The sequence below is a fragment of the Pseudomonas sp. TNT3 genome (genome assembly GCF_010095445.2).
Classification (GTDB): Bacteria; Pseudomonadota; Gammaproteobacteria; order Pseudomonadales; family Pseudomonadaceae; genus Aquipseudomonas.
Map to the genome: position 1 here is coordinate 1 of NZ_WFGV02000001.1, position 25,605 is coordinate 25,605.

25 protein-coding genes and 1 pseudogene are annotated in these 25,605 nt (G+C 54.3%); 3 read left to right on the top strand and 23 right to left on the bottom strand.

Features of this window, described 5'->3' with window-relative positions; translation table 11 throughout:
• The 5 genes and pseudogenes from GBC55_RS00005 to kdpF all read right to left on the bottom strand — a co-directional run.
• A pseudogene (locus GBC55_RS00005) lies at positions 1 to 724 on the bottom strand (histidine kinase); the annotation flags it as partial.
• Between the two features lie 175 nt (positions 725 to 899).
• A complete protein-coding gene (gene kdpC / locus GBC55_RS00010; RefSeq protein WP_162436137.1) occupies positions 900 to 1,445 on the bottom strand; it encodes a potassium-transporting ATPase subunit KdpC in 546 nt (181 codons plus the stop codon).
• Positions 1,446 to 1,646: 201 nt separating this feature from the next.
• Positions 1,647 to 3,704, bottom strand: a complete 2,058-nt coding sequence (gene kdpB / locus GBC55_RS00015; RefSeq protein WP_162436136.1) for a potassium-transporting ATPase subunit KdpB — start codon at positions 3,702 to 3,704, stop codon at positions 1,647 to 1,649.
• Between the two features lie 25 nt (positions 3,705 to 3,729).
• Positions 3,730 to 5,424, bottom strand: coding sequence for a potassium-transporting ATPase subunit KdpA (gene kdpA, locus GBC55_RS00020; RefSeq protein WP_162436135.1), 1,695 nt, complete (start codon positions 5,422 to 5,424; stop codon positions 3,730 to 3,732).
• 8 nt (positions 5,425 to 5,432) lie between these two features.
• The gene (kdpF, locus tag GBC55_RS00025; protein WP_007899818.1) at positions 5,433 to 5,522 is read right to left on the bottom strand and encodes a K(+)-transporting ATPase subunit F; all 90 of its coding nucleotides are present in this window, start codon (positions 5,520 to 5,522) and stop codon (positions 5,433 to 5,435) included.
• Positions 5,523 to 5,849: 327 nt separating this feature from the next.
• Between kdpF and eat the strand changes: the two genes are divergently transcribed.
• Both eat and GBC55_RS00035 read left to right on the top strand, forming a co-directional pair.
• Positions 5,850 to 7,214, top strand: a complete 1,365-nt coding sequence (eat, locus tag GBC55_RS00030; protein ID WP_162436134.1) for an ethanolamine permease — start codon at positions 5,850 to 5,852, stop codon at positions 7,212 to 7,214.
• Between the two features lie 124 nt (positions 7,215 to 7,338).
• Positions 7,339 to 7,506 (top strand): DUF2897 family protein, encoded by a 168-nt coding sequence (locus GBC55_RS00035; protein WP_081744012.1) that lies wholly within the window; start codon positions 7,339 to 7,341, stop codon positions 7,504 to 7,506.
• A gap of 45 nt (positions 7,507 to 7,551) precedes the next feature.
• Here GBC55_RS00035 and GBC55_RS00040 read toward each other — a convergent pair whose 3' ends face one another.
• Entirely contained in the window at positions 7,552 to 8,403 is an 852-nt protein-coding gene (locus tag GBC55_RS00040; protein WP_162436133.1) for a DUF1989 domain-containing protein, read from the bottom strand.
• Positions 8,404 to 8,603: 200 nt separating this feature from the next.
• Between GBC55_RS00040 and GBC55_RS00045 the strand changes: the two genes are divergently transcribed.
• Entirely contained in the window at positions 8,604 to 9,161 is a 558-nt protein-coding gene (locus tag GBC55_RS00045) for a TetR/AcrR family transcriptional regulator (RefSeq protein WP_162436132.1), read from the top strand.
• Here GBC55_RS00045 and fabF read toward each other — a convergent pair.
• The 17 genes from fabF to rfbD all read right to left on the bottom strand — a co-directional run bounded on the left by fabF (position 9,158) and on the right by rfbD (position 25,604).
• Positions 9,158 to 10,432 carry a beta-ketoacyl-ACP synthase II gene (fabF, locus tag GBC55_RS00050; RefSeq protein ID WP_162436131.1) on the bottom strand — a complete coding sequence of 425 codons (1,275 nt, stop codon included), beginning with the start codon at positions 10,430 to 10,432 and terminating at the stop codon, positions 9,158 to 9,160. The genes GBC55_RS00045 and fabF overlap by 4 nt on opposite strands.
• Before the next feature lie 32 nt (positions 10,433 to 10,464).
• Entirely contained in the window at positions 10,465 to 11,259 is a 795-nt protein-coding gene (locus GBC55_RS00055; protein ID WP_162436130.1) for an SDR family oxidoreductase, read from the bottom strand.
• Positions 11,260 to 11,491: 232 nt separating this feature from the next.
• The gene (locus tag GBC55_RS00060) at positions 11,492 to 11,827 is read right to left on the bottom strand and encodes a helix-hairpin-helix domain-containing protein (RefSeq protein WP_162436129.1); all 336 of its coding nucleotides are present in this window, start codon (positions 11,825 to 11,827) and stop codon (positions 11,492 to 11,494) included.
• A 112-nt stretch (positions 11,828 to 11,939) separates the two neighbouring features.
• Positions 11,940 to 13,934, bottom strand: coding sequence for a nucleoside-diphosphate sugar epimerase/dehydratase (locus GBC55_RS00065; protein ID WP_162436144.1), 1,995 nt, complete (start codon positions 13,932 to 13,934; stop codon positions 11,940 to 11,942).
• A gap of 83 nt (positions 13,935 to 14,017) precedes the next feature.
• Positions 14,018 to 15,037, bottom strand: a complete 1,020-nt coding sequence (locus GBC55_RS00070) for a glycosyltransferase family 4 protein (RefSeq protein WP_162436128.1) — start codon at positions 15,035 to 15,037, stop codon at positions 14,018 to 14,020.
• Positions 15,034 to 15,999 (bottom strand): SDR family oxidoreductase, encoded by a 966-nt coding sequence (locus GBC55_RS00075; RefSeq protein WP_162436127.1) that lies wholly within the window; start codon positions 15,997 to 15,999, stop codon positions 15,034 to 15,036. Before GBC55_RS00075 ends, GBC55_RS00070 begins: the two co-directional genes overlap by 4 nt.
• Positions 15,996 to 16,907 carry a glycosyltransferase gene (locus GBC55_RS00080; RefSeq protein WP_162436126.1) on the bottom strand — a complete coding sequence of 304 codons (912 nt, stop codon included), beginning with the start codon at positions 16,905 to 16,907 and terminating at the stop codon, positions 15,996 to 15,998. The genes GBC55_RS00075 and GBC55_RS00080 overlap by 4 nt, the downstream gene beginning before the upstream one ends.
• A 28-nt stretch (positions 16,908 to 16,935) precedes the next feature.
• Complete coding sequence (locus GBC55_RS00085; RefSeq protein WP_162436125.1) at positions 16,936 to 17,988, bottom strand: EpsG family protein; 1,053 nt, start codon at positions 17,986 to 17,988, stop codon at positions 16,936 to 16,938.
• An 8-nt stretch (positions 17,989 to 17,996) separates the two neighbouring features.
• Complete coding sequence (locus tag GBC55_RS00090; RefSeq protein WP_162436124.1) at positions 17,997 to 18,902, bottom strand: glycosyltransferase family 2 protein; 906 nt, start codon at positions 18,900 to 18,902, stop codon at positions 17,997 to 17,999.
• A 26-nt stretch (positions 18,903 to 18,928) separates the two neighbouring features.
• Positions 18,929 to 19,990: a glycosyltransferase family 4 protein gene (locus tag GBC55_RS00095; RefSeq protein WP_162436123.1), complete on the bottom strand. Its 1,062-nt coding sequence runs from the start codon at positions 19,988 to 19,990 to the stop codon at positions 18,929 to 18,931.
• Positions 19,987 to 21,276, bottom strand: a complete 1,290-nt coding sequence (locus GBC55_RS00100) for an O-antigen translocase (RefSeq protein ID WP_162436122.1) — start codon at positions 21,274 to 21,276, stop codon at positions 19,987 to 19,989. The genes GBC55_RS00095 and GBC55_RS00100 overlap by 4 nt, the downstream gene beginning before the upstream one ends.
• Positions 21,273 to 22,403, bottom strand: coding sequence for a DegT/DnrJ/EryC1/StrS family aminotransferase (locus GBC55_RS00105; protein ID WP_162436121.1), 1,131 nt, complete (start codon positions 22,401 to 22,403; stop codon positions 21,273 to 21,275). Before GBC55_RS00105 ends, GBC55_RS00100 begins: the two co-directional genes overlap by 4 nt.
• A complete protein-coding gene (locus GBC55_RS00110) occupies positions 22,400 to 22,864 on the bottom strand; it encodes an acyltransferase (RefSeq protein WP_162436120.1) in 465 nt (154 codons plus the stop codon). Before GBC55_RS00110 ends, GBC55_RS00105 begins: the two co-directional genes overlap by 4 nt.
• Positions 22,857 to 23,261: an FdtA/QdtA family cupin domain-containing protein gene (locus tag GBC55_RS00115; RefSeq protein WP_162436119.1), complete on the bottom strand. Its 405-nt coding sequence runs from the start codon at positions 23,259 to 23,261 to the stop codon at positions 22,857 to 22,859. Before GBC55_RS00115 ends, GBC55_RS00110 begins: the two co-directional genes overlap by 8 nt.
• Positions 23,261 to 23,824, bottom strand: a complete 564-nt coding sequence (gene rfbC, locus GBC55_RS00120) for a dTDP-4-dehydrorhamnose 3,5-epimerase (RefSeq protein ID WP_162436118.1) — start codon at positions 23,822 to 23,824, stop codon at positions 23,261 to 23,263. Before rfbC ends, GBC55_RS00115 begins: the two co-directional genes overlap by 1 nt.
• Positions 23,821 to 24,714: a glucose-1-phosphate thymidylyltransferase RfbA gene (rfbA, locus tag GBC55_RS00125; protein ID WP_162436117.1), complete on the bottom strand. Its 894-nt coding sequence runs from the start codon at positions 24,712 to 24,714 to the stop codon at positions 23,821 to 23,823. Before rfbA ends, rfbC begins: the two co-directional genes overlap by 4 nt.
• The gene (rfbD, locus tag GBC55_RS00130) at positions 24,711 to 25,604 is read right to left on the bottom strand and encodes a dTDP-4-dehydrorhamnose reductase (protein ID WP_162436116.1); all 894 of its coding nucleotides are present in this window, start codon (positions 25,602 to 25,604) and stop codon (positions 24,711 to 24,713) included. The genes rfbA and rfbD overlap by 4 nt, the downstream gene beginning before the upstream one ends.
• Between the last annotated feature and the right edge of the window lies 1 nt (position 25,605).

Here is a 25,605-nt window from a genome sequence, read left to right on the forward strand (position 1 = left end):
CTGCCTGGCCAAGCTGGCGGTAGCCCTGGGCCAGATCATCGTCGACCTGGGCGGCGGCAGTTTGCATCGCCAGCTCACGCAGGGCGGTGAGGTTGGTCTGGGTGAAGAAGGCATCGATGGCAGCGCGGGCCTGTTCCGGCACGTAGACCTTGCCGTCGCGCAGACGCTCCAGGAGCTCGCGGGGCGGCAGGTCGATCAGCAGCAGTTCGTAGGCTTCCTGCAGCACCCAGTCCGGAAGCGTTTCGCGAACCTGCACGCCCGTGATGCCACGCACTTGATCGTTGAGGCTTTCCAGGTGCTGGACGTTGACCGTGGTGAACACATCGATGCCGGCGGCGAGCAGTTCCTGAATGTCCTGCCAACGTTTCGCGTGGCGACTGCCGGGGGCGTTGCTGTGGGCCAGTTCGTCAACCAGCACCAGTTTCGGCTTGGCCGCGAGCAAACCGTCGAGGTCCATTTCCTCAAGCATGACGCCCCGGTACTCCGAGCGCACCAACGGCTGTTGAGGCAGGCCACCAAGCAGCGCTTCGGTCTCGGCACGACCGTGGGTTTCAACCACGCCAGCGATGACTTTCACGCCCTGGCGCAACTGGGTGTGCGCCGCTTGCAGCATGGCGTAGGTCTTGCCGACACCGGGGGCGGCGCCGAGGAATACTTTGAGCCGGCCACGGCCATCGCGGGGTAAATCGGCTAACAGTGCGTCGGCTCGGCCGGAGTCGCTCATGCTTTCATTTCTCTTTTTTCAGGTAAGGACGTGGTGTTTGTTCAGCCGTCATCGCGAGCAGGCTCACTCCTACATTGGATCTTCAGTGCACATGAATCCTATGTGACAGAGGATCCTTTGTCCGCCACAGATCCAATGTGGGAGCGGCCTGCTCGCGATTGCTGGCACCACCGATCTACAGGTTCTCAAGCGCCATGTTCAGCGCCAACACATTCACCACCGGCGGCCCCACCAAGGGCTGCTCGATGTTTGCATTCATCAACTGCTCAAGCGTAGACACCGGCAGATTCCGCGCCGCCGCAACACGCGCCAGTTGATAGCTAATCGCTGCCGGTGGCAAGTGCGGGTCGAGGCCGCTGCCAGAAGTAGTGAGCAGTGCCAGAGGCACCGGTCCCTGCCCTGGCACCAGCAGCTTGCTGGCGTCGTCGATCACCCGAGTGGCCAGGGCCGGATTGCTCGGCGAGAGGTTGCTGGCGCTGCTCGAAATTGTGGCGAAGGCACCCGCGGATGGACGTGGATGGAACCAGCTGTCACCGGTGAAATCCTGGGCGATCAGCGAAGAGCCACGGACCTTGCCGGCCTCGTCGCGTACGAGGCTGCCGTTGGCCTGGTCGGGGAAAGCCACCTGGGCCACACCGGTGACAACCAGTGGGTAGGCGACGCCGGTGATCAGGGTCATGAGGACCAATAGGCTCAGGGCCGGACGTATCATTGTGGACATTTCAAAATCCTCGAATTTATTGGAAATACACACATCACCTGTGGCGAGGGAGCTTGCTCCCGCTCGGCTGCAAAGCAGTCGTCAAAACGGCAAGCGCGGTGAGCCTGAACAGATGCGGTGGACTGGGGATAGGGCCGCTTCGCAGCCCAGCGGGAGCAAGCTCCCTCGCCACAAAAACACCACCGCACCGGCCAGTTACGGTCAAACCAGATGCAACGCCGTGAGCAGCATGTCGATCGCCTTGATCCCCACGAACGGCACCAGTAACCCGCCCAAGCCATAGATCAACAGGTTGCGTCGCAACAGCGCCGCCGCACTCGCCGCTTGCACCCGCACGCCGCGCAACGCCAGCGGGATCAACACCACAATGATCAAGGCGTTGAACACAATCGCCGACAGAATCGCGCTCTGCGGGCTGGTCAGGTGCATGACGTTCAGCACGCCCAGTTGCGGGTAGATCGAGGCGAACAACGCCGGCAGGATCGCGAAGTATTTGGCTACGTCGTTGGCGATGGAAAACGTTGTCAGCGCGCCGCGCGTCACCAGCAGTTCCTTGCCGATTTGCACCACGTCCAGCAGCTTGGTCGGGTCGCTGTCGAGGTCGACCATATTCGCCGCTTCCCGAGCCGCTTGAGTCCCGTCGTTCATCGCCATGCCGACGTCCGCCTGGGCCAGCGCGGGCGCATCGTTGGCGCCGTCGCCGCACATCGCGACCAGTCGACCGTCGTTTTGCTCGTGACGAATGCGCGCCAGTTTTTTCTCCGGCGTGGCCTCGGCCAGTACGTCATCGACGCCCGCCTCGGCCGCAATCGCCGCAGCGGTCAACGGGTTGTCGCCGGTGACCATGACCGTACGAATCCCCAGTTTGCGCAGCTCGGCAAAACGCTCACGAATACCGGGCTTGACCACGTCCTTGAGGTGTATCGCGCCGAGCAATTTTCCGTCGGCGCACACCAGCAACGGCGTGCCGCCACTCTGGGCAATCTTGTCGATTTCCCGGGACAGCGCCGGTGCAAGATCAGCGCGTTTCAGGCCGACGAACGCCAGCAACGAATCCACTGCACCTTTGCGATACACGCGGCCTTGATAGTCGACACCGGACAGGCGCGTCTCGGCGCTGAAGGGCACCGCCGTCAGGGTTTCAGCGGATGGCTCTGGTTGTGGATGAAGGCCGCGCAGGTACTCGACGATGGATTTACCTTCCGCCGTGTCGTCCGCCAGGGAGGCGAACAACGCGCCCTCCGCCAGCTCCTTGCTGCTCACCCCTGGCGCCGCATAAACAGCCGTGCAGCGACGGTTGCCGAAGGTGATGGTGCCGGTCTTGTCCAGCAGCAAAACGTGTACGTCCCCCGCCGCTTCCACGGCGCGACCGGACTTGGCAATCACGTTCAGGCGCACCAGTCGGTCCATGCCGGCGATACCGATGGCGGACAACAGACCGCCAATGGTTGTCGGAATCAGCGTGACCAACAACGCCACCAGAAACACCAGCGGCAGGCTGCCATTGGCGAAGTGGGCAAACGGTTGCAGGGTGACGACCACCAGCAGGAAGATCAGCGTCAGACCGATCAACAAGATGTCGAGCGCGACTTCGTTCGGGGTTTTCTGGCGTTTGGCGCCTTCGACCAGGGCGATCATGCGGTCCAGAGTCGACTCACCGGGGTTGGCGGTGATCCGCACCAGCAGCCAGTCGGACACCAGGCGAGTGTTGCCGGTCACTGCCGAGCGGTCGCCACCGGACTCACGAATCACCGGTGCGGATTCACCGGTAATCGCTGCTTCGTTGACGGCCGCGATGCCTTCTATGACTTCGCCGTCGCCGGGGATCATTTCCCCCCCCTCGACGCGCACCACGTCGTCCTTGCGCAGGCTGGTGGCGGGCACGATCTGGAAGGTGCCATTGGCGGTCTTGCGTCGAGCGCTCAAACCTTCGCTGCCGGCTTTGAGGCTGTCAGCGCGGGCCTTGCCGCGTCCTTCAGCCAAGGCTTCGGCGAAGTTGGCGAACAGCACGGTAAACCACAGCCACAAGGCGATTTGCGCCGCGACGAAAGTGGGTACCGCCGCATCTGGAATGAAGCACAAAACGGTGGTCAGGATCGCGGTCAGTTCAACGACCAGCATCACTGGCGCACGCTGCAGCTGGCGTGGGTCAAGCTTGACGAACGCTTGCACGAGCGCCGGGCGCCAGAGGGCCGAGATCGCGGTTTTCGGTTGTTCCGGTGCCTTGGCGGCGGCCGGTTTGATTGCGGGCATATTCATCATCAGCTCCTTAAAAGAACCAGGCTCAGAAGCCCATGCTCAAGTGTTCGGCAATCGGACCCAGCGCCAGGGCTGGCAGGAACGTCAGGCCGCCCACCAGCAAAATGGTCACCGTCAGCAAGGTGACGAACAACGGGCCATGGGTCGGAAAGCTGTTCTGGCCGATCGGGGCGGATTTCTTCATTGCCAGGCTGCCAGCCAACGCGAGCACCGGAAGGATGTAGCCGAAACGACCGATCAACATGCCCAGGCCGAGCATCAGGTTATGGAACGCGGTGTTGGCACCCAAACCGGCAAACGCAGAGCCGTTGTTGGCACTGGCCGAGGTGTAGGCGTAAAGCAACTGGCTGAATCCGTGAGCGCCCGGGTTACTCACCGCAGCGACCGGACCCGGCAGACTCGCCGCGATAGCACCCAGCACCAGCACACCCACCGGCATTACCAGCAAGGTCACCACCAGTAACTGGACTTCCCGGGCCGCCAGTTTCTTGCCGAGGTATTCCGGCGTGCGACCGATCATCAGGCCGGCGAGAAACACCGCGATCAGTACGTTGAGCAACATGCCGTAGAGCCCGGCGCCGACGCCGCCGAAAATCACTTCGCCGACCATCATATTGACCATCGCGACCATGCCGCTCAGCGGGTTGAGGCTGTCGTGCATGCCATTGACCGAGCCGTTGGATGCAGCCGTCGTGGTGACCGACCAGAGCACCGTAGCGGTGGTACCAAAGCGTGCTTCCTTGCCTTCCAGCGGCGCAGTCTGTTCGACGGCGACGTTGTTCAGGGTCGGATTGGGTTGGTACTCAGCCCACAACGAGGTCGCGCCACCGATCAAAAACAGCGCCAGCATGCAGGCGATGATTGCGCGGCTCTGACGCAGGTCTTTTACGTAATGGCCGAAGGTGAACACCAGCGCGACCGGAATCAGGATGATCGACGACACCTCGAACAGGTTGCTCCACGCCGTCGGGTTCTCGAACGGGTGCGCCGAGTTGACCCCGAAGAAGCCACCGCCATTAGTGCCCAGTTGCTTGATCGCAATCTGGCTCGCAGCCGGACCGAGCGGAATCACCTGGTCGACACCTTGCATCGTCACGGCATTCACGTAGTGAGCGAAGGTTTGCGGCACGCCCTGCCAGACCAGAAACAGCGCCAGCAGCAGGCACAGCGGCAGCAAGCCGTAGAGGGTGGCACGGGTCATGTCGACCCAGAAGTTGCCCAGGGTTTGAGCCGACTTGCGACCGATACCGCGACACAACGCAACCAGCACAGCGAGACCGGTGGCGGCGCTGACGAAGTTCTGCACGGTGAGGCCGACCATCTGGCTCAAGTAGCTGAGCGTGGCTTCACCGCTGTACGACTGCCAGTTGGTGTTGGTCATGAAGCTGACGGCGGTATTGAACGCTTGCGTCCACTCCTGGCCAGGCAAATTCTGCGGGTTGAGTGGCAGGTAATCCTGAAACAACAGAATCGCAAACAACAGCAGGAATCCTGCAAGGTTGAAGGCGAGCAAGGCCAGGGTGTACTTCTGCCAGCTCTGCTCGACCTGCGGGTCAACGCCGGCCACGCGATAACAGCCGCGCTCCACCGGACCGAGGATCGGGGTCAGCCAGGTGCGCTGCCCTTCCATCACCTTGTAGTAGAACCGCCCCAGAAACGGTGCCGGTATCAGCACGATGGCGAAGAAGGCGAGGATCAGCCAATAGTCATAACTGTGCATAGCCGCTCCTAGTTCCGGTCCGCGCGCAACAGCGCAACCAACAGATAAATGAACAGTCCCACTGCCAGCAGCAGCGACACTCCGTCCAGAACGCTCATGGAAGTTCTCCGTGTTACGGCGTATTGCCGCGTGTGGAGTCATTGTCGGGAAGGAGGGTGTAAAGGCGCGAGATCGAGGGATGTGGAGGGGCGTAAAGAAGGTGTAAAGAGTGGGTTTATGGGTTTGTTACAGCGGTGGCCGGGCTTGCTCGCGATGACGACACAACAGGTAACAGCGCACTCAACTGGAGCATCGAAATGCAGCCATCGAACTGCAAACATCCTCGATACGACAGCTTTCCGCGCTTTACGACACACAACCCCACACTGGCACGTCCACTGCACGCGACCTCCCCGAGCTTTCCAAACCGTTCAGGGAGCAAGCGCATGAACACACAACTCAAACCCACGCTCGGCACGCTACACCTGTGGGGCATTGCAGTCGGGCTGGTGATTTCCGGTGAGTATTTCGGCTGGAGTTATGGCTGGGGCGTGGCCGGTACTCTCGGTTTTCTGGTGACGTCGTTCATGGTCGCCACGATGTACACCTGCTTCATCTTCAGTTTTACCGAGCTGACCACCGCGATACCCCATGCCGGCGGTCCCTTTGCCTACAGCCGTCGCGCTTTTGGCGAGAAAGGAGGCTTGATCGCCGGGCTGGCGACACTGATCGAATTCGTTTTCGCCCCGCCGGCGATTGCATTGGCAATCGGCGCTTACCTGAACGTGCAGTTCCCCGGTCTCGATCCGAAACACGCGGCGGTGGGGGCGTACATCGTGTTCATGGGGCTGAATATTCTTGGGGTGAAACTGGCCGCAACCTTTGAACTGGTGGTCTGTGTGCTTGCGGTCGCCGAACTGCTGGTGTTCATGGGCGTGGTCGCGCCGGCGTTCAGTTTCAGCAACTTTGCCCTCAACGGCTGGGCAGGATCTGATGTGTTCGGGGCGCCGGCAATTGCCGGGATGTTCGCAGCGATCCCCTTCGCCATCTGGTTTTTCCTGGCCATCGAAGGCGCCGCCATGGCGGCTGAAGAAGCCAAGGACCCGAAACGCACGATTCCAAAAGCTTACATCAGCGGCATCCTGACCCTGGTGGTACTGGCGATGGGGGTGATGTTCTTTGCGGGTGGCGTTGGCGACTGGCGTACTCTGTCGAACATCAACGATCCGCTGCCGCAAGCCATGAAAACCGTGGTTGGAGAAAACTCCGGCTGGTTGCACATGTTGGTCTGGATCGGCCTGTTCGGCTTGGTGGCGAGTTTCCACGGAATCATCCTGGGTTACTCACGGCAATTCTTCGCGTTGGCCCGGGCCGGTTATCTGCCTAAATCCCTGGCCAAGCTCTCTCGTTTCCAGACCCCGCACCGGGCAATTATTGCTGGCGGCGTGATCGGGATTGCAGCGATTTACAGTGACGGCTTGATCAACCTCGGCGGAATGACGCTGACAGCGGCGATGATCACCATGGCGGTGTTTGGCGCCATCGTGATGTACATCATGAGCATGCTCAGCCTGTTCAAACTGCGTAAAACCGAACCGAATCTCGAGCGGACGTTCCGCGCGCCCTGCTATCCACTGGTGCCGTTCATTGCGCTGCTGCTGGCAGTGGTGTGCCTGGTGGCGATGGCGTGGTTCAACACGCTGATCGGGTTGATCTTCCTCGGGTTCATGGCGGTGGGTTTTGTATACTTCATGCTGACGGCGCAACTGCGGGCCGACGCGCCGGCGGATGCGATGTTGACCGGGCTATAACGTGGTGGGGCGTGTAGGGCAGATCAGGCATAGAATGGAACCACTGCGAAAATAAATCGCTCAAAGTGGTATGCACGATCGGTTGGCGAACTGCGCCACCGGCCTGCCCCTCAAGGAGAGCCCTATGCCCTGGTATGCCTGGTTGATTCTGGTCGTTGCAATCGGCTCGATCGTTGGTGGTTTGATGATGTTGCGTGACACCGCCACCAAGGTCGATCTTACCGAAGAGCAACGGAAACGCGTCGCTGAACGCAATGCGGAAATGGATGCCAAGGAAGCGCAGGACCGCTGAAGTGTAAATGTGGCGAGGGAGCCGGCTCTCTCGCCACATGTGTTTCTACTTTTCCCAATCGGCTTTTGCGACCTGCAAGCCATGCATCCCGTTGTACGCCGCACGTTCCGGCTGACTCCAGCCTTCAAGCAACGCATCCTCCAATCGATAAATTTCCACGCCCAGCGGACGACACACGCTCAGCGGATCCTGTGCATCCGGCCCCCACATGGCCAGTGACAAATCGCCACCTGGACAGGTCGAGAGCGCGCACAGCAGATCGATCTCGGCAAAGAACTCCAGGTAATCGCCCTTCTGCGCCGGACACGCCTTCATGAAGTACATATCGTCATGATTGAGACCGGTGCACTGAAAAATATTCAGCACGTCATGCACATCGAACTCTGTCAGACCGTGGGGCAGCACGGCGCGGGTCAGGTTCGAATGACAGTGGTGATGGAAATCCTCACCCGTAAGCATTTTATTTACATACGGATCGCAGCGAGTGCCGAGCAAATCGTGCAGGCGTCCACCATGCTCGTCGATGCCATAACCGGCCAGACTGTCATCCGTAATGGTCACCAATGGCCGTAAAAATGGCAGGTTCGACCAGAGCCGGTCATGGGTGCTGACATGGGCGCCCTGCAACTGCCGGGTACGGGCTGCCCACAAGCGTTCCCGCGGATCATTGGCGTTCCAGACGTTGAAGTCCCCCACTTGTGGCCCGACGGGTGTGGTGACACGAAACACATGCCCGGCCGGCACATTCCAGGCGCGGCCGGTGCGAATGGGGACCTCGAACTGTTCGACCAGCGTGCGCCCGTCCTTCGCCTCGCGAATCCGGTCGTAAAAGGCAGTATCAACCTGCAACGCAGAGCCTTTGCTGACCTGATAGGCCGCTGGATAGTCTTTGTACATGGCACGAATCCTCAGTCAGTGAACGCCGTGCAAGTTCGCCGGCCTCAGTGGTCAGTCGGCAAACGAGTAATCACTATTCGTGCCAGCAACTAAATATCCGGAATTCGATTCGAAGCATCTGTGTGCTTTTTTAGAAGTAGAAGTACAGTCACCATCTATGTTTCCTTGGTTAAACTGACGCATTGCCGTGGAGATTTAAGATGCGTTACTCGCAGGATCATAAAGCCCAAACCCACCAACGTATTATCAAGGAAGCTGCTGCACGCTTTCGCCGCGATGGAATTGGCGCCACTGGCCTGCAACCCTTGATGAAAGCTTTAGGCCTGACTCACGGTGGTTTTTACTCGCACTTCGCCTCCAAGGACGAACTGGTAGAAAAAGCGCTGCAAGCTGCGGGCGAAGAAGTGGAAGGCGTTTGCGCAATGTTGTTTGCCGAGGAACGGCCGCTTGAAGCCTTCATCGACCGCTATCTCTCCGAATGGCACCAGACATCGCCGCATCAGGGTTGCCCGCTCCCAACCATGTCATCGGAATTAGGTCTGCGCGGACAGCCCAGCGCAACCTCCGATACCATCCTCAATGCAAGGCTGGAACAGGTGCGAGGAACACTGGAAGGTGACGACGCCGAAGATCGCAGCATTGTCATCATGTCGACGCTGGTCGGCGCACTGCTGCTGTCACGCAGCGTCGAGAATCCCGAACTGGCCCGGCGGATTCTCGACGTCACTCGTGATCACCTCAAGCGATCGCAGGATTAACCCTGCCAGCGCTTGAACAGCACGCTGGCGTTAACCCCACCAAACCCGAAGCCGTTCGACAACGCGTATTCGATGGCCATCGGGCGCGGCTGACCATGAACGATGTCCACGCCTTGCGCTGCCGGGTCAGGGTTTTCAAAGTTGAGCGTCGCGGGCACCACTTGATCGCGAATCGCCAACAACGTGAAGATTGCCTCGATCCCGCCCGCTGCGCCGAGCAAATGCCCGGTTGCGGATTTGGTCGACGTCACCGCGATATTATTGTCGGTGCCGAACAACGACTTGATGGCCGCCAACTCCCCCAGATCACCGACCGGCGTCGACGTCGCGTGAGCATTGAGATGCTGCACCTGCGCAGGCGAGATGCCGGCTTGTGCCAACGCCAGCGACATTGCCCGTCTCGCACCACTGCCGTCTTCAGGGCCTGCGGTCAGGTGATAAGCATCAGCGCTGGTACCGTAACCGACCAGTTCTGCCAATGGTTGAGCACCACGAGCCAACGCATGTTCCAATGACTCGATCACCAGAAGGCCTGAGCCCTCCCCCATGACGAAACCATCGCGGCCACTGTCGAATGGCCGCGACGCACGCTCGGGGGTGTCGTTGTAACCGCTGGACAAAGCACGAGCAGCGGCAAACCCGGCAAGACTGACACGATCGATAGCCGCTTCGGCACCACCACACACCGCAATATCCGCCTCACCACTACGAATCAACCGCGCCGCATCGCCAATCGCCTGCACGCCAGCGGCACACGCTGTCACCGGAGCGCCCAGAGGGCCCTTGAAAGCGTGCTGAATCGACACGTGGCCCGCCGCGAGATTGACCAGAAATGACGGAATGGTGAACGGCGACAACCGCCGTGGTCCACGCGTGTCGGTGGTGCGAACGGCATCGGCAATCGCGCCGAAACCACCGACACCCGAACCGATAATGGTTGCAGTGCGCTCCTGTGCAGTGGCGTCCAGCGCTTGCCAACCCGCCTGCTCCAGCGCCTGACGCGCCGCCTCCATCGCAAACAGAATGAAGCGATCCATCTTCTTCTGTTCTTTAGGAGGCGTCGCCCGATCCGGATCAAAACCGGCCTCGGCATCTTCAGCCAGCGTCGGCACCACGCCACCCACTCTGGCGGGCAAGTCCGCAACCACCTCCTCCGGCAAAATACGCAACCCGGATTGGCCAGCCAGAAGGCGCTCCCAGACCGCTTCAACGTCGCTGCCCAGAGGCGATACCAGCCCCATACCCGTTACTACTATTCGACGATCACTCATACCGCACACACCTCAATCCGATTCATGGCGCCTCACTTGTAACGCGTGGCCGCCTTGCTTTTAGACAGATTCGGCGCCATCACATGACGCGCCGCTACAAACGCTTCCCAATCGCCAGCGTCCGGTAACGAAGGAATGGTGATGAGCTCACCTTGGTCCAGACCAGACAACGCCGCATCTACCATTTCACCGGCTTCCATCACCATATCCGCAGGAATTTGCGTCGCATCGATACCGGAACGCTCCCAGATTTCGGTGCGCGTCACCCCTGGCAATACGGCCTGGACCTTGACACCCGTGCCGTCCAATTCGGCGTTCAACGACTGGGTCAGACTTAACACATATGCCTTGCTGGCGCTGTAAGTCGCGTTGAAGCGCTCGGGAAACAATGCCACGACCGAAGCAATGTTGATGATCGTCCCACGACCCGCCTTGGAAAAACTTGCCGCCGCCGCCGAGGCCAACCGCGTGACTGCCGTGATGTTGAGCTGGATCAAACGCTCAAGCTGGTCCATGTCGGAGTTGGCCAGGAGACCATCGGCCGCGACGCCGGCATTGTTCAGCAGGAGGCTGATACTGGAATCGCTGCGCAGGCGCTGTTCGAGTTTTAACACGTCGTCCTTTCGCGTCAGATCTGCCTTGAGCACTTCGACTTGTATACCGTGCTCTGTTCGCAGCCTGGTTGCGGCTGCGTCGAGGCGCTCCTGATCGCGTGCGACCAGGAGCAGGTCAAAACCACGGGCGGCCAGACGCTCGGCGTAAATTGCACCGATGCCGGAAGATGCACCAGTGACGAGAGCGGTTCCTTGGGCTTTGGGAGAGTTCATAAAGGGTGCTCCTGGGGAGAGGCTGAGGGTGAGAACGTACGAGCGGTTCGTTGGACGACGTATTTATTATAGGCATAATCCAAAGTGCATATGATAGTCGTAATTTTTTAGGCTCCGACGAAAGGAGGTGCCTTGCCGAGTGGCTCGCCTTAAATTGCACAAGAGTTTTGTACTGCGCCATAACGAAAAAAGGCCGGTCAATGACCGGCCTTCCTAGCGCTGAACAATCAGCTTAGTTCACCTCGAGCTTCTCACGGTTTTTATCCAGAATCGCTTTGCCGATCCCCTTCACTTCCAGCAGCTCATCTACGGATGCAAAGGGCCCGTTCATATCGCGATATGCAACAATCGCCTGGGCCTTTGCTTCACCAACACCTGTCAGTTCTCGCTGCAAAGTTGGCGCGTCGGCACCATTGAGGTCGACTTTGCCTGACATTTCCTTTGGAGCAGCTTCCATCACTGCAGGGGGATTGCCAGTCTCGGGCTTGGCTGCGGGCGCAGCAGTGGCGCTGATCGAGAGGCTGGTGAGCAGGGCAAAAATCAGAGAGGAGAGGTAACCGGTACGCATATTTGAAGCTCCATGACATCGATTAGGAAAGCAGCTTTTCCGAAGCTGCCTCCCAAATTTAGGCGATGTATGGGGTCTGTCAAAAGTGTGTCTGTTGCGGGATGTGAAACAATCAGGGCTCAAGACGACGTTGCTGGTAGATCCAGTCGACGATCTCGCCGTCAGGGGTGTAGCCGCTGACGGTTTCTCGAAGCAATTGACGGACGCGGGTGTAGTCGTCCTGCTCCACAGCAGCGAGGAGATCGCTCAATTTGGACTTGAGTACGTCCCAGGACAAATGGTCCTCGTTCGCACTCATAATCATCGGATGCTCAGTGGCAGCGACGTTATCCCCGATCAACAGCTCTTCGTAAAGTTTTTCACCCGGGCGCAGACCAGTGAACTCGATTGAAATATCGCCGTGCGGATTTTTTTCCGACCGCACACTCAACCCTGAGAGATGAATCATCTTCTCCGCCAATTCGACGATCTTCACTGGTTCGCCCATGTCCAGAACAAACACGTCGCCCCCCAACCCCATAGAGCCTGCCTGGATAACCAGTTGCGCCGCTTCCGGAATAGTCATGAAGTAACGTGTGATTTTGGGATGAGTAACCGTGAGCGGTCCGCCCGATTTGATTTGCTTATAGAAAAGCGGGATCACTGAACCTGAAGAACCCAATACGTTACCAAAACGTACCATAGTGAACCGGGTCTTGTTCACCCGTGAAATATTCGAGCTATCACCAAACAATACCGGTGCGAGTTCGCGGCTGAGAGCCTGCAACGTCAACTCGGAAAGGCGCTTGGTACTGCCCATAACGTTGGTCGGTCGTACCGCTTTATCAGTGGAAATGAGCACAAAATTTGCCACGCCTGCGGTCAATGCTGCTTGCGCGGTATTCAGCGTGCCTATGACGTTGTTCAACACGCCTTCGGCAATATTGTGCTCAACCATGGGCACATGCTTGTAGGCCGCCGCGTGATAGACGGTATCTACTCGCCAGGCTTTCATGACATCCAGCAATTTCCCCTGATTTCGTACAGACCCCAGGATGGGTAACAATCGGACCGGGAGCGACTCGCGGGCGATACGCTGTTCCAGCTCCGACAGGATCGAATACAAATTGAATTCACTGTGTTCGAACAACAAAAGTGTCGTCGGGTGCAGGGAAAGGATCTGGCGGCAAAGCTCTGAACCAATGGATCCGCCCGCCCCTGTCACCAGGACCGACTGCCCCTTGATGCAGTGTTCGAGCAGGTTTCCTTGAGCAGGTACTGCGTCACGACCAAGCAAGTCCGCAATATCCACTTCCTGAATATCATCGACCTTGACTCGCCCGCTCGCCAAATCCATGAAGCCCGGGACACTACGAACATGTAGAGGAAACCCCTCGAGGAAACCAAGAATTTCTCGGCGTCGGCCTCGGTTTGATGAAGGTATCGCCAAGAGGATTTCCTGGGCACCTGTTGTATCGATCATTTGCTGGATATGCTTGGGCTTGAAGACCTGCAGCCCGGAAATGATCCGATCGGCAATCCCGCTGTCGTCATCTATAAACGCCACCGGGCGCATTACCCGCCCCATTCGCAACGCAGCCACTAATTGGTTGCCGGCAGCACCTGCACCATAGATGGCAACCTTGGGCAAACCATCATCCCTGCTGGTAAACGGCACATGTTGAGCTGCCGCGAACCAGTCGCCCAGAAAGTACTGGCGCATGGCGAGGCGCAAACCGCCGATCATGACCAGGCTCAACCACCAATAATTAAAGATTATCGAGCGAGGTACGACGGTTTCGTGATTACTGTACCAGTAGACGATTACACCCAAGACCAACGCGGACAAGCTGACCGCCTTGATAATTGCGATTAGCGCGTCATTTCCAAAATAGCGCATCACTGCTCGGTACATACCGAAACGTATGAACAGCGGAATGGCGACGATTGGAGCGAAAATGAAGAGCCAGCGGTGCATAGTGAACGGGTTGATAATATCGTCAAGGCCAAGACGAACGACAAAAGAAAGCCACAGCGATACCCATACCAACAGAATGTCGGCCACGACCTGTATGAGGCGTTTCTGACGTCGGGTCAAGGCCAGCAACCAAGCGCGAACATGCCCCATGAATCCATCTATCACTTCGTTATCATCCCCAGATTTCACGCGCCATCTTTTCCTGATAATCCAACTATAAAATGTAGCCGCCTTCAGCCAGCTTTCTCTAGCGAACCTGCCTTGAATTTCAACGCCAGAATGATCAACGGAATATAGGCTATTAGCAATCCAGTCGCGCCGTCCAGTTGAAGCAAGGTTACGCTGAGTGAGATAGGAAGCAACCAAAGCAGGTTGATCAGCGTGACGCCGATTGTCACGGGCAAGTGCTTGCCAAATTGACGAGAGGCGAACTGATAACCATGGCTGCGATGCGCCTCATAGACTTTATCCCCTCTCACCAGTCGTCGAATCAGCGTAAACGTTGCGTCAACGACAAAGACACCCAACATGATCAGCCAGGCAAAAAAGAACTCGCTACCGGCCCACGCAGCTTGAATCGAAAGGGCGCCCAGAATGATTCCCAGGAAACCGCTACCGGCATCCCCCATGAAGATGCGGGCGGGGGGGAAATTCCAGTACAGGAATCCGGCAACAGTCATGCTCAGCATGAGCGGTGCCCATATCAAGGCTGCCTGTCCCGTCAGGTAGTAGATGAAGGACAACCCGAGGCATGCACAGATCGCTTCTAGACTGGCGAGACCATCAATACCATCCATAAAATTGTATAGGTTAAGCATCCAGACAAGGTAGACAGCCGCTAATGCACTACCAAACCAACCGAGATCAATTGTAAAACCGAAAACAGTCAGTAACGGCAAGCCGCCCATCCAGTACATCACCCATCCTGCTGCCACGAAATGGCCTAATAATCGCCATCTTGCTGCAATATGCCCGTGATCATCCATAAAACCGATCACCGCTATCAAAGCACCCGAACCGACCATTGCAATGATCTGAGCAACAGGCTGCAGCTCCTGGCTGGCCATGAAAGCCAGACACAGAAGGAATGCCAAAACAATCGCGACGCCACCACCACGCGGCGTTGGAACCGAGTGCGAGCTCCGAGCATTAGGTATGTCGATAATACTTTTATGCAATGCGTATCGGCGCAATGCAGCAGTCAACAGTAGCGCCAGCAGGACAGCGACCGGAAATACATACCAATACTTCATTGATTTCGCTCATTAATAAAATGTTCAGCGGTCTTGCGCAATGCCTTATCCAATGTGAGTACCGGGTGCCATCCGAGCAACGATTGAGCCTTGCTGATATCGACCTGTAGCGAACCGCAAAGCCGCTGGGAAAGAGCTTTTTTCCCTAACAATGCCGCGGTACCTTTCAGCAACCAGTCTGGCACAGGTAGCAAACGCGCCGGGCAGTTCAACGCATTGGCAAGCTTTTTCAATAGCTGAGTAGTGGAAACGTCTTCGCCGTCGCTTACCAGAAACGTCTGATCAGCAGCAGCCGGATGGTTGATGCAAACCTCTATCAAGTTCACAAGATTGTCGAGTGCAACAAGGCTGCGTTGGTTGTGTATCGCACCAAAGGGTAACGGAACACCTTTTTGCAGCCACTTCATCATGCTTGCGAAATTGGCTTTCACCCCGGGGCCGTAAACCAGTACAGGTCGGATAATGACGACTTCCATACCAGTTTCAGCCGCCAGTAGACGAAGCCCATCTTCCGCCTCCCGTTTGGAGATGCCGTAAAAGTCTGATGGCTGAGGAGCATCAGTTTCCCTGTAAGGACGGCCAGAAACAGTACCCTCGCCATTGACCTTAATCGAACTGACGAAAATAAATCTCTTGGCTCCCGCCACTGCTGCACTTCGCGCCAAACTTAATGTATGCCCAACGTTGATCGCTCGAAATGCCGCAAGCGGATCGACTTCAGTGTCGTTCATCACGTGTACACGTGACGCCAAATGAATCACCACCTGAACGTGGCTCAACGCGTCGTGGTCAGCATTGATCTCCGAGAAATCAGCAAGGCAGTGATAAGAAACCTGCGCGTGCGGTTTAGCTGGCGTACTACGTACCAGCGCCCTCACCTGAAATTCGGAGTGTTCGGTAAGTTGTTCGACCAAGCGATGTCCAACGAATCCGCTGCTGCCCGTGACCAATATCTGGGTCATTTTTTATAACTCATTATGGCGAGCGAGAGGCAAAGGCCCATGAAAACAAATTTATCGCGTAATCGTCTTCGGCACTTGTAGCCTGACAACGCAAGCCTGGCCAGATCGATTCCACCCAACTTGATCCAACTCTGGACGAACGGAGTCTCTTCAACGCCGACCAGCTTTGATATCAGGGCGGCCTGGTTCAGCCACCAGCCGTCAAACACCTTCGAGAGTCGGGCCCGAAACGCCTTCAAGCCACTGTTTACTCCAACCTGATTGTTTGCGTGCTGCCGGTAACGCATGTATGAATTGGAATCGATAACCCACTTGTAGCCGTGGGCCCGACTGAATGCATAACAGTACCAGTCATGAAGTGTCACGCTCTGCACGTCAACGTAACGTGCGGTGAGATGCTGATGCAGTTCCAAGAACAAACGTCTGGAAAACACATAGGTACAACCAGGACCCGCTGCTTCAAACAAATGATCGTATTGCACTTGGGGTTGCGCTTTAACGATCAGTGCTTCTCGTCCATCCGGCCAAAAAGCAGTGACATTAGCCGAATATCCATCTGCTTTATTTTCGGCGATTACGCCCACCGCACGGATCAGCTTGTCGGGTAGCCATAAATCATCCTGATCCGCAAACGAAAAGTAATCAAAACCGTCCAAAGGCGCATCTTTTATCAGCCGAAAGAAATTACGCGCGGCACCACCAAACTTCTCTCCATGAGCGACATATTTAACACGAGGGTCCGATTCGGCCAGATCAGTCACCCACTGTTCGGTTCCGTCACTTGAACTATCGACACTTATCAGGAGCGTTACTGCAACACCTTCCTGAGCGAGAATAGAATTAACTTGATCAGAAATCCATTGCATACCGTTATAAGCGGCGAGCATTACCAAATAATTCGGCTTCATTGTGTGCTCATTCTAAACCGTAAAAAATTCAAGACAACACCGAAGCATAGGCGTCGATAATCTTCAATGACGAGGCGTAAAAAGCTCCGGCTATGGCGAAGAGGAAAACACCATAGACAATTTTACTTTTGCAGTCGAAAAAACGCATCAACATTACAAACGTCACCATATCAAAAAAGCCGAACAACTCTGCGGTCCTTAGCGACAACGAATCGTTCCAGCTAAACAAAATTTGCAATGCAAGACCAATGACGGAAATGCTCAGCACAAATCGTTCAACATCAGAAAGCACTTGATAAAAAGCAAGCAGTATGAAAGAAATTATAGATAGCCGAATCAGAAAATAGAACGACAATAGAGAGAGCGCACTCGTTTGATATTCACCGTTCAGGTAGGGTGCGAGCCTGCTGAAACCGCCCAGCCATCCAGATAGGCCGGAAATCAAGCTACTCAACGCAAACGAAGCAATAATAATCGAGAGTATGAGCCCTCGACTAAACCCCTTGAATCCAGACATCAATAATATAAACACTGGAAAAAACATGATAACTGACAGATGAAAACTAAGACCAAAGCAAAAAAGCAATAGCCCTTTAAGACTTTGGCCCTTGTAAAAAAACATCAAGGCGCAGGACGCCAGCGCGATCGCTACTCCCACGCGGACCTGAACCAGATCATGAACGATGAAAAACCTCGAAAAAATTAGGAAAAAAATAAAATAAGAAAAATAACCGCTAAGCACTTCTTTTGAAAAGACAGATTTTGCCAAAATAGAAATGCCGGCTACCACACAAAAAAACGCGAAGTCTGGCAACCCAAGCCAGTGAACTACGCTAAACAAGAGCAGAAAACCCGGATCTTTAAATTCGGCAGCAATAGTGTCGATTGACTTGCCAGCGCGGTGCAACCATTCAACATAATTGAAGTAATCCGGCGCGATATCCGGTGCGCGCAACCCCGCAAAAAAAACGAGGTATACGGTCAAAAAGCAGAAGACAATGAAACCAAAAATTTTTAATGCTCGACTATCATTAACAAAGGAAAAACCTGCCCCCATGGCAGTCCAGAGAAAAATAGACACGTACAACATTAAAAACGGCCCTTGAACATTTTTTTGATTACACCATCGTAAACAGCAAGGCACAGAAGCTTTGCCGAATACCATTTTCTCCTTGAACAGAGCGAGTAATAAATCACGTAAAGGGGAACCCTGCGTGCCAATTGCAGACGACTGGCAATGCTTATTTGCCCCCAGAGAACAAGATAAGTCGCGTTCCTGACGATAAAATAGTTGCGAAAATCAGTGTGAAGATTGATTTTGCGTCCCATGAATTCGACAAACTCATCTCCAATACTATGGCGCATTGACACTAAGGGCGTCAGGTAGGAGATGTAGCCAAATGACGCTGCCCGCTCTCCCCATTCAATATCAACCCAGTCGATAAAAAACTCATCTTTCATTCCACCTACAGTTTTCAAGACCGACAGGCTAATAAGCGAGCCAGAGGCAATAATGTAACTGGTCGCCACGGGTTCCTGTGTCTTGAGGTCAATCGGTGTTCTTTTTCCACCAAAACGGGTTGGAGTAATTGCAGGCGCCGCTTCTCCCGTCTTCTCATCTACGACAACGGGCCCGATGGCGCCGACTTTTTTCCCCTCTGCCAGTAGTTTCTGCTCCTCAGCCACCAACGTGTCGACTGTGCCAGGTGCCAACGCGCTGTCTTGATCCATCAGAAGCACGTGAGAATGGCCAGCCTCCCTCGCTAAATCAATACCTGCGTTATGAGCCCGCGCAATGCCAAGATTATCCTTGAGTGGGTGATAGGTCCAAGATTCCCCGGAGAACGATTCAGGATAGCTTTCCAAGTCTGCGCCAGGCGTGTTATCAACAATATAAACCGAGTCAACTTGACCAATAAGGCTTTTGAGCAAACGATCAAGAATGACCAGATCCGGTTTGAAGAGCACAACAACGGCGGCGACGGAAATTTTCATGTAGGAACTCATAATATATTAAAAACTCACTTACCCAGCAGGGCAAATGAATCAAGCATTTTTTTAGCTATCGCCGACCACCCATACGCTTTCACATCACTTTTCGCATGAGTCCGCATACTCGCCAGTTCATCCTCACGCAATGAAAGATAGACCATAATCTGCTCTGCGATTTTTTCTTTCGTCACGACGTTAATGAACAAAGCATTATCGTTGTTGGCGGGACCGTAGTTAGAAATGACGATGCAACCTGACGCGAGCGATTCAAGGCATGGATAATGGAATGCACCGTCCTGAATCAAACCGGTTGCGATGAACAGATCCGAACAGCGATAGAATTCAGCAAGATGTTTATCACCATGAGGAGTCGTCAAGCGGACAAAGTCATACTTCACCAAGTCCACCGATTTTGGCAACTCAAACGCTACGTTGAGTACGAGGTTCTTACCTGTAGCTTCTCGAACCGCCTTTACGGCTTCGATGATCTCGTAAGTGCCTTTCCAGGCTAGTTCTCGCCCTATACATCCGACAACAATTTCCTCAACGCCCGCCTGCTTGGGGGTAAACACGTAAGTCTCGAGATCAATACCTGGCTCTACCACACATTGAGAGCTGACCAGTTTATAATTTTTATAAATTGCGCCGTTGACAATACGTTTAAGTGGCAAAAAATAAGACAGCGAAGCCATCAAATAGCTTAAAAAACCTACTGCCGATTTTTTATTGTAGAACTCAGGCTCATAAGCTTGAATATAATAAAAACCTTTCCCGCTTCCCAGAGAACCGAGCGCAACCGGAAAGGCGGTCAAATTATAATTGGCGAGAAAGACATCGTAATCCTTACGATGCCGCAAAATAAACAGAAACATACCAACAAGATTGAAAATACCGCGGACGACCGGAACATGGTGAAAATAGTTCCGGAAGGTCCTGATCTTTGCCTCCGTCGGGTAGTAGGGCTCGTTGATAAAATGCGGCCCCAGAAAATCGACTTCATGCCCCTCTTCAATGAGTTGACTTGAAAGCTTGGAAAGTACGCGCATCCCGCCTGCCGGTGAGAAAGCTAGCACGGGAATCAGAATTTTCATTGACTTCTCTTATTCGGCGACTCATCGGCACCACTGGCATTTCTCTTCAATGCGACAGCAATGCAAACAAACATGACAATCCAATAAAGCAGGTAGTTAAAAGCATAGCCTTCGACAACTCCTTGGAACCCGTGCCAACGAGTAAATAGCAGAACGAAACCATAGAATGACACGGCGAAGACAATCTCGGTCACTATATAAAGTTTGTACATTGCCTTGCCCAGCATGACATAAGCCAAGATCCAGCTACCAATTTTCATCACATCACCAATCAACTGAAAGGCGAACAGATCCCTCATCGGCAGAAACTGTTCAGTGAACAATACCTGAATGACGAAATCACGAAGAAAGTAGACCACGATGCAGCAGGTAATCGCCACAGGAAGTATAAATTTGTAGCCTTCGGAAACTTCCTTAACGACAGCATCATATCCTACCAACTCAGATAATCGGGGCAAGTAATAAACCCCCAACGTGGTAGTAACCAATAACAGATAGGCACTACTGAGTCGCCACATAGCCTCCCAGTAACCAGCGTACTCGACACCAAAATTACTAATAAGATGATTTCGAATGAGGATCTGCGCCAACGGCACACAGGCCGCCGTGGTTAACGCCATCGCCGCAAATTTGCTGAGATTGATCGCTACTGTTTTATCCAACCGACCAAAAAAATAATCGACTCGAAACCACGCTGACGTCCGACAGAGGAACACCGTTGTAACAAATGCCAAGGCCTGATAAATGCCCAATGAGACGAGCGCACCATATAACCCAAAAAACCAGGTCAGGAACCCTGTCACGATCAGCGAAAAAAAACTTCCCGCTATATTAGCAATGACAAGTGTTTTGACATCTTTCTTTCCGTTGATAATCGCTAACAAAAGCGCATTAAAAGTAAAGAAGAACAGCGAAATCGCAACCCAGATAAATACACTGCCATAAACATCAGTCTTGAAAAAATACGATGACAGCTCATTGCTAAACACGGCAACCGCTACGCCGACAATGAGGGATCCCGCCACGGCAAGCGTCGTCGCAGTTTTCCAGACAGCATGCTGCTTTCCGGGCTCGTCGATGTACTCAGCGGTGTATTTGGTAACTCCAGTATTGACCGCACCACTGGATAAAGTCGTAATCATCGTCAACGCGTTTTGGAGCTGCCCTAACGCTGCATAGCCAGAAGGGCCTACGTACAGCGCTAGGATCTTATTAATACCCAACAGCGTAAACATCTTGACGACAACTGAAATCCCATTTAAAAGACTTGTTCTAATGAGGTTCATTTAGTGCCTGTAGCTACAAAACTATTGCACGCCCGCACCACAGCTTCTGCATCGATCAACGATAAAGTCGGCCCCATAGGCAAGCTAAGAATCTGCTGGTGGATTTTTTCTGAAACGGGCAAAGAGTTTGCAGACAACTCGGCATAAGCTTGCTGGTGATGCGGTGGAATTGGGTAGTGAATCAACGTCTGCACACCACTCTCCAACAGGTGCCTTTGAAGTGCGTCACGCTGCTCGCACAGAACGGTATAAACGTGCCATACATGGCTTTCGTTATTGGACGGGTTAAAGTCCAGGGCAACTGGCAATACAATTGCTGGATTGTTAATGGTGCGAGTGTAGAGATCAGCTATCTGGCGACGGTGCGAAGTTTGATCATCCAGATATTTCAATTTGACCGAGAGACAGGCCGCCTGAATTTCATCCAGACGACTGTTCACGCCTCGATACAGATTCTTATACTTCTCATGGGAACCATAGTTTCTCAGTGCTCGAAGTGTATCCGCCAAAAGATCATCATTTGTCGTCACCGCACCCGCATCACCCAACGCACCGAGGTTTTTACCAGGATAAAAACTAAAACCTGAAGCGTGACCCCAATTACCCGCTCTTTTACCCGCTAAACTCGCCCCGTGAGATTGGGCGGAATCCTCGAGTACGAGCAAATTGGCACGCTCAGCAAGTGCCGTTATTGCTGTCATATCAGCCAGCCGGCCATAAAGATGAACTGGCAGGATCGCTTTTGTTCTGACGGTAATCGCCGCCTCGGCATTAACAGAGCACATATTGAATGTCGCCGGGTCAGGCTCCACGAGCACGGGAACCAAGCCATTTTCCGATATGGCGAGAATGCTGGCAATATAGGTATTGGACGGAACGAGGACCTCGTCGCCCTCGTTCAGGTATCCCAGTTCCTTCCAAGCGCGAATCACAAGGACCAAAGCATCCAGGCCATTAGCGACGCCAACGCAATGTTTGGTTCCGCAGTACTCGGCGTAACTACTCTCAAACTGTTGAAGCTCGCTCCCTCCGATATACCAACCAGAATCAATCACGCGCGTACAGGCTTCGATAAGCTCACGACGGCACGCCTGGTTGATGGATTTCAGATCAAGGAAACTTATCATTTGGTCAGATACCTAATAACTTTGGCTGGGTTACCCACGACGACAGCACGATCCGGAACATCTGCGACAACTACTGCACCCGCGCCAACCATGGCCTCTTCGCCGATGACTACACCGGGTAGTATTGTGGCGTTGGCGCCAATGCTGGCACCTTGCTTGATTGTGATCCCTGAAAACGCTTGCGGATAAACTTTGGAACGCGGCATTGCATCATTGGTGAAAGTCGCATTCGGGCCGATAAACACATTATCAGCGACAACGGTGCCTTCCCAGAGAAAAACGCCAGATTTAATGGTGACGTTATTCCCCACCGTCACACCGTTTTCCACTAACGTATGTGCACATATATTGCAGTTTTCGCCGATAATAGCGCCGTCGAAAACAACCGAAAACTGCCATATACGAGTATCTTTCCCGATATTCGCACTTTTCACATCGGCGAGTGGATGAATTTTAGGCATGCTTGATTAACTCCAGAAACGCATCGTAATTTCTGATGTAATCCTGTTCGTCGTAAAAATCGCTGGCCAAGACCAATAGCACACAATCTGCGCTAAATTCGTGCATTTCGTGCCAGATCATCTTGCCGATAACAATGGCCTTATCAGGAGCGTCCAGCCAGACTTCTTCCTTGCTGGAACCATCGTCCATTTTCATCAAGCAACGCCCTGATACGCAGACGGCAACTTGCGTCAACTCTTTGTGAGCATGAAAACCGCGAGGGACGCAGGGTTGTGTGTCGGTCAAGTAATAGACACGCTTAACGGCAAACGGAATGTTTTTGTCATTCTCCAGCGCGATCAAATGACCACGCTCATCACCCAACGTCTTGATGTCCAGAAACTTTATCAAGCTCATTACTGAGTCACCGACAAACTGTCGACATGGGGCGCTTGATCATCTTTTTCGCTGATGATGTAGCTATCCGAGCCCGGCCAATCTATGCCAAGTTGCGGATCGCTCCAATGAAGCGCTCCCTCGGAAGCCTTGTCATAGTAATCGGTGGTTTTATATAGAAAATGCGTATCGTCTTGCATCGCCACGAAACCGTGAGCAAAGCCCTCCGGAATCCACAGCATCCTGTGGTTGCTGTCATTGAGTTCGACACCCACCCACTTCAGATACGTCGCCGAATCCGGCCGGATGTCCACGGCAACGTCGAACGCCGAGCCCTTGACGACACGAACCAACTTACCTTGTGCATGTGGCGCGCGTTGAAAATGCAAACCTCGCAACACGCCCTTCGCCGAGCAGGAGTGATTATCCTGGACAAAAGCACGAGGTAGCGGCAAGCCAAGATCAGTCAGGCTGGCGTGAAATTTTTCCTGGTTGAAACTTTCCATGAACCAACCACGCTCGTCGCCGAAAACAGCCGGTTCAATGATGACGACGTCGGGAATCGAAGTTTGGATCAGCTTCATTCGCCGGCGGCCTCTGCCAGCAGTTTTTGCAGATACTGCCCATATCCGGTCTTTTTCAGTTTTTCCGCTTGTTCGCCCAAACGCTCAGGCGAGATCCAACCGCTGTTGAATGCAATTTCTTCGAGGCAAGCCACTTTAAGCCCTTGGCGATGCTCTATGGTATGTACGAAATGACTTGCTTCCAACAGTGACTCGTGAGTGCCAGTGTCCAACCAGGCGAAGCCTCGACCCAGCATTTCGACGGTCAACGATTTGTCGTCGAGGTAAGCCTTGTTCACATCAGTAATTTCCAACTCTCCACGTGGAGATGGCTGGATGCTCTTGGCAATCTGCACGACTCGGTTGTCATAGAAGTACAAACCCGTGACGGCGTAATTCGATTTAGGATGAACTGGTTTTTCCTCAATGCTGAGGGCGCGGCCAGTGCTGTCAAATTCTACAACCCCAAAGCGCTCTGGGTCAGAGACGTGATAGCCGAATACCGTTGCACCCGATGTCTGGGACATTGCCGAGCGCAAATTGTCGGAGAAATGTTGTCCGTAGAAAATGTTGTCGCCCAGGATCAGACAGCAAGGATCTTCGCCAATGAACTCTTCGCCAATGATAAAGGCCTGCGCAAGTCCATCCGGGCTTGGCTGCTCGGCGTAGCTGAGCTCGATACCATACTGGCTACCGTCGCCCAGCAGCTTTTTAAAGCAAGGTAAATCTTCAGGAGTGGAAATAATCAGGATTTCGCGCATGCCGGCCAGCATCAGCACGGACAACGGGTAAAAGATCATAGGCTTGTCGAAGATAGGCAGCATCTGTTTCGACACGCCCAACGTCAATGGGTGCAAGCGCGTACCAGAACCGCCAGCCAGAATGATGCCTTTGCGTTTGATGACCGTCATTTTTCTAACACTTCCTTTAACATCCGAGTCACACCACTTCGCCATTCGGGCAAGTGGATGGAAAAAGTCTCGCGCAGTTTCTCGGTATTAAGCCGGGAATTCAATGGCCGACGCGCGGGCGTCGGAAACTGCGATGTGGGTATTGGGTTTATGACTTGTACCTGCAGCGGCACCGCCAACGATTTTCCGTGATCGATAACCAATTGAGCGTACTCGTGCCACGAAGTAAACCCAGCGGCTGCCAAGTGATACACCCCTTTTACCGAGGGATCGATCAATGCTTTTCTGATTGTAACCGCGCAAACATCTGCGATCAGATCAGCGCCTGTCGGTGCGCCAATCTGGTCAGCGATAACGTTGAGTTCGCTACGATCTGCGGCAAGGCGTAGCATCGTTTTCGCAAAGTTGCTGCCTCTCGCTCCAAAAACCCAGCTCGTACGAAAAATCAGGTAATTGCAGCCTGAAGCCTCAATGGCCTGCTCCCCCATCAACTTCGTCGCGCCGTAGTAATTGACCGGAGAAACCGCATCGCTTTCCTGCCATGGCGTAGAGCCTTGGCCATCGAATACGTAATCCGTGGAGAAATGCACAAACCAGCATCCAAGCTTGCCAGCCTCTTCGGCGATTGCCTGCACAGCCGTAGCATTAATCTGTAACGCGAGGTCCTTGTCGGACTCGGCTTTATCCACGGCAGTATAGGCAGCCGCATTGACAATGAAGTCCGGAGCGATCTGTCGGATCGTGGCCCGCAACGCTTCGATATCTGCTAGATCACCGCTTAGACCATTTTCAGTGTTGCGGTCCAGAGCCACGACGTCGCCCAACGTCGCCAGGGAGCGTTGAAGCTCCCAGCCGACCTGTCCGTTTTTACCCAGCAACAAAACTTTCATC

What these genes read in the sequence shown, in the direction of transcription:
- GBC55_RS00035 (WP_081744012.1), top strand. Translation starts at nt 7,339, where the DNA reads ATGCCCTGGTATGCCTGGTTGATTCTGGTCGTTGCAATCGGCTCGATC.
- rfbD (WP_162436116.1), bottom strand. Translation starts at nt 25,604, where the DNA reads ATGAAAGTTTTGTTGCTGGGTAAAAACGGACAGGTCGGCTGGGAGCTT.
- kdpB (WP_162436136.1), bottom strand. Translation starts at nt 3,704, where the DNA reads ATGAATATGCCCGCAATCAAACCGGCCGCCGCCAAGGCACCGGAACAA.
- kdpA (WP_162436135.1), bottom strand. Translation starts at nt 5,424, where the DNA reads ATGCACAGTTATGACTATTGGCTGATCCTCGCCTTCTTCGCCATCGTG.
- GBC55_RS00100 (WP_162436122.1), bottom strand. Translation starts at nt 21,276, where the DNA reads ATGAACCTCATTAGAACAAGTCTTTTAAATGGGATTTCAGTTGTCGTC.
- GBC55_RS00080 (WP_162436126.1), bottom strand. Translation starts at nt 16,907, where the DNA reads ATGAAGCCGAATTATTTGGTAATGCTCGCCGCTTATAACGGTATGCAA.
- GBC55_RS00065 (WP_162436144.1), bottom strand. Translation starts at nt 13,934, where the DNA reads ATGGGGCATGTTCGCGCTTGGTTGCTGGCCTTGACCCGACGTCAGAAA.
- GBC55_RS00070 (WP_162436128.1), bottom strand. Translation starts at nt 15,037, where the DNA reads ATGAAGTATTGGTATGTATTTCCGGTCGCTGTCCTGCTGGCGCTACTG.
- eat (WP_162436134.1), top strand. Translation starts at nt 5,850, where the DNA reads ATGAACACACAACTCAAACCCACGCTCGGCACGCTACACCTGTGGGGC.
- GBC55_RS00090 (WP_162436124.1), bottom strand. Translation starts at nt 18,902, where the DNA reads ATGAAAATTTCCGTCGCCGCCGTTGTTGTGCTCTTCAAACCGGATCTG.
- GBC55_RS00040 (WP_162436133.1), bottom strand. Translation starts at nt 8,403, where the DNA reads ATGTACAAAGACTATCCAGCGGCCTATCAGGTCAGCAAAGGCTCTGCG.
- kdpF (WP_007899818.1), bottom strand. Translation starts at nt 5,522, where the DNA reads ATGAGCGTTCTGGACGGAGTGTCGCTGCTGCTGGCAGTGGGACTGTTC.
- GBC55_RS00115 (WP_162436119.1), bottom strand. Translation starts at nt 23,261, where the DNA reads ATGAGCTTGATAAAGTTTCTGGACATCAAGACGTTGGGTGATGAGCGT.
- GBC55_RS00045 (WP_162436132.1), top strand. Translation starts at nt 8,604, where the DNA reads ATGCGTTACTCGCAGGATCATAAAGCCCAAACCCACCAACGTATTATC.
- GBC55_RS00110 (WP_162436120.1), bottom strand. Translation starts at nt 22,864, where the DNA reads ATGCCTAAAATTCATCCACTCGCCGATGTGAAAAGTGCGAATATCGGG.
- rfbC (WP_162436118.1), bottom strand. Translation starts at nt 23,824, where the DNA reads ATGAAGCTGATCCAAACTTCGATTCCCGACGTCGTCATCATTGAACCG.
- rfbA (WP_162436117.1), bottom strand. Translation starts at nt 24,714, where the DNA reads ATGACGGTCATCAAACGCAAAGGCATCATTCTGGCTGGCGGTTCTGGT.
- GBC55_RS00105 (WP_162436121.1), bottom strand. Translation starts at nt 22,403, where the DNA reads ATGATAAGTTTCCTTGATCTGAAATCCATCAACCAGGCGTGCCGTCGT.
- GBC55_RS00060 (WP_162436129.1), bottom strand. Translation starts at nt 11,827, where the DNA reads ATGCGTACCGGTTACCTCTCCTCTCTGATTTTTGCCCTGCTCACCAGC.
- kdpC (WP_162436137.1), bottom strand. Translation starts at nt 1,445, where the DNA reads ATGTCCACAATGATACGTCCGGCCCTGAGCCTATTGGTCCTCATGACC.
- GBC55_RS00055 (WP_162436130.1), bottom strand. Translation starts at nt 11,259, where the DNA reads ATGAACTCTCCCAAAGCCCAAGGAACCGCTCTCGTCACTGGTGCATCT.
- fabF (WP_162436131.1), bottom strand. Translation starts at nt 10,432, where the DNA reads ATGAGTGATCGTCGAATAGTAGTAACGGGTATGGGGCTGGTATCGCCT.
- GBC55_RS00095 (WP_162436123.1), bottom strand. Translation starts at nt 19,990, where the DNA reads ATGAAAATTCTGATTCCCGTGCTAGCTTTCTCACCGGCAGGCGGGATG.
- GBC55_RS00075 (WP_162436127.1), bottom strand. Translation starts at nt 15,999, where the DNA reads ATGACCCAGATATTGGTCACGGGCAGCAGCGGATTCGTTGGACATCGC.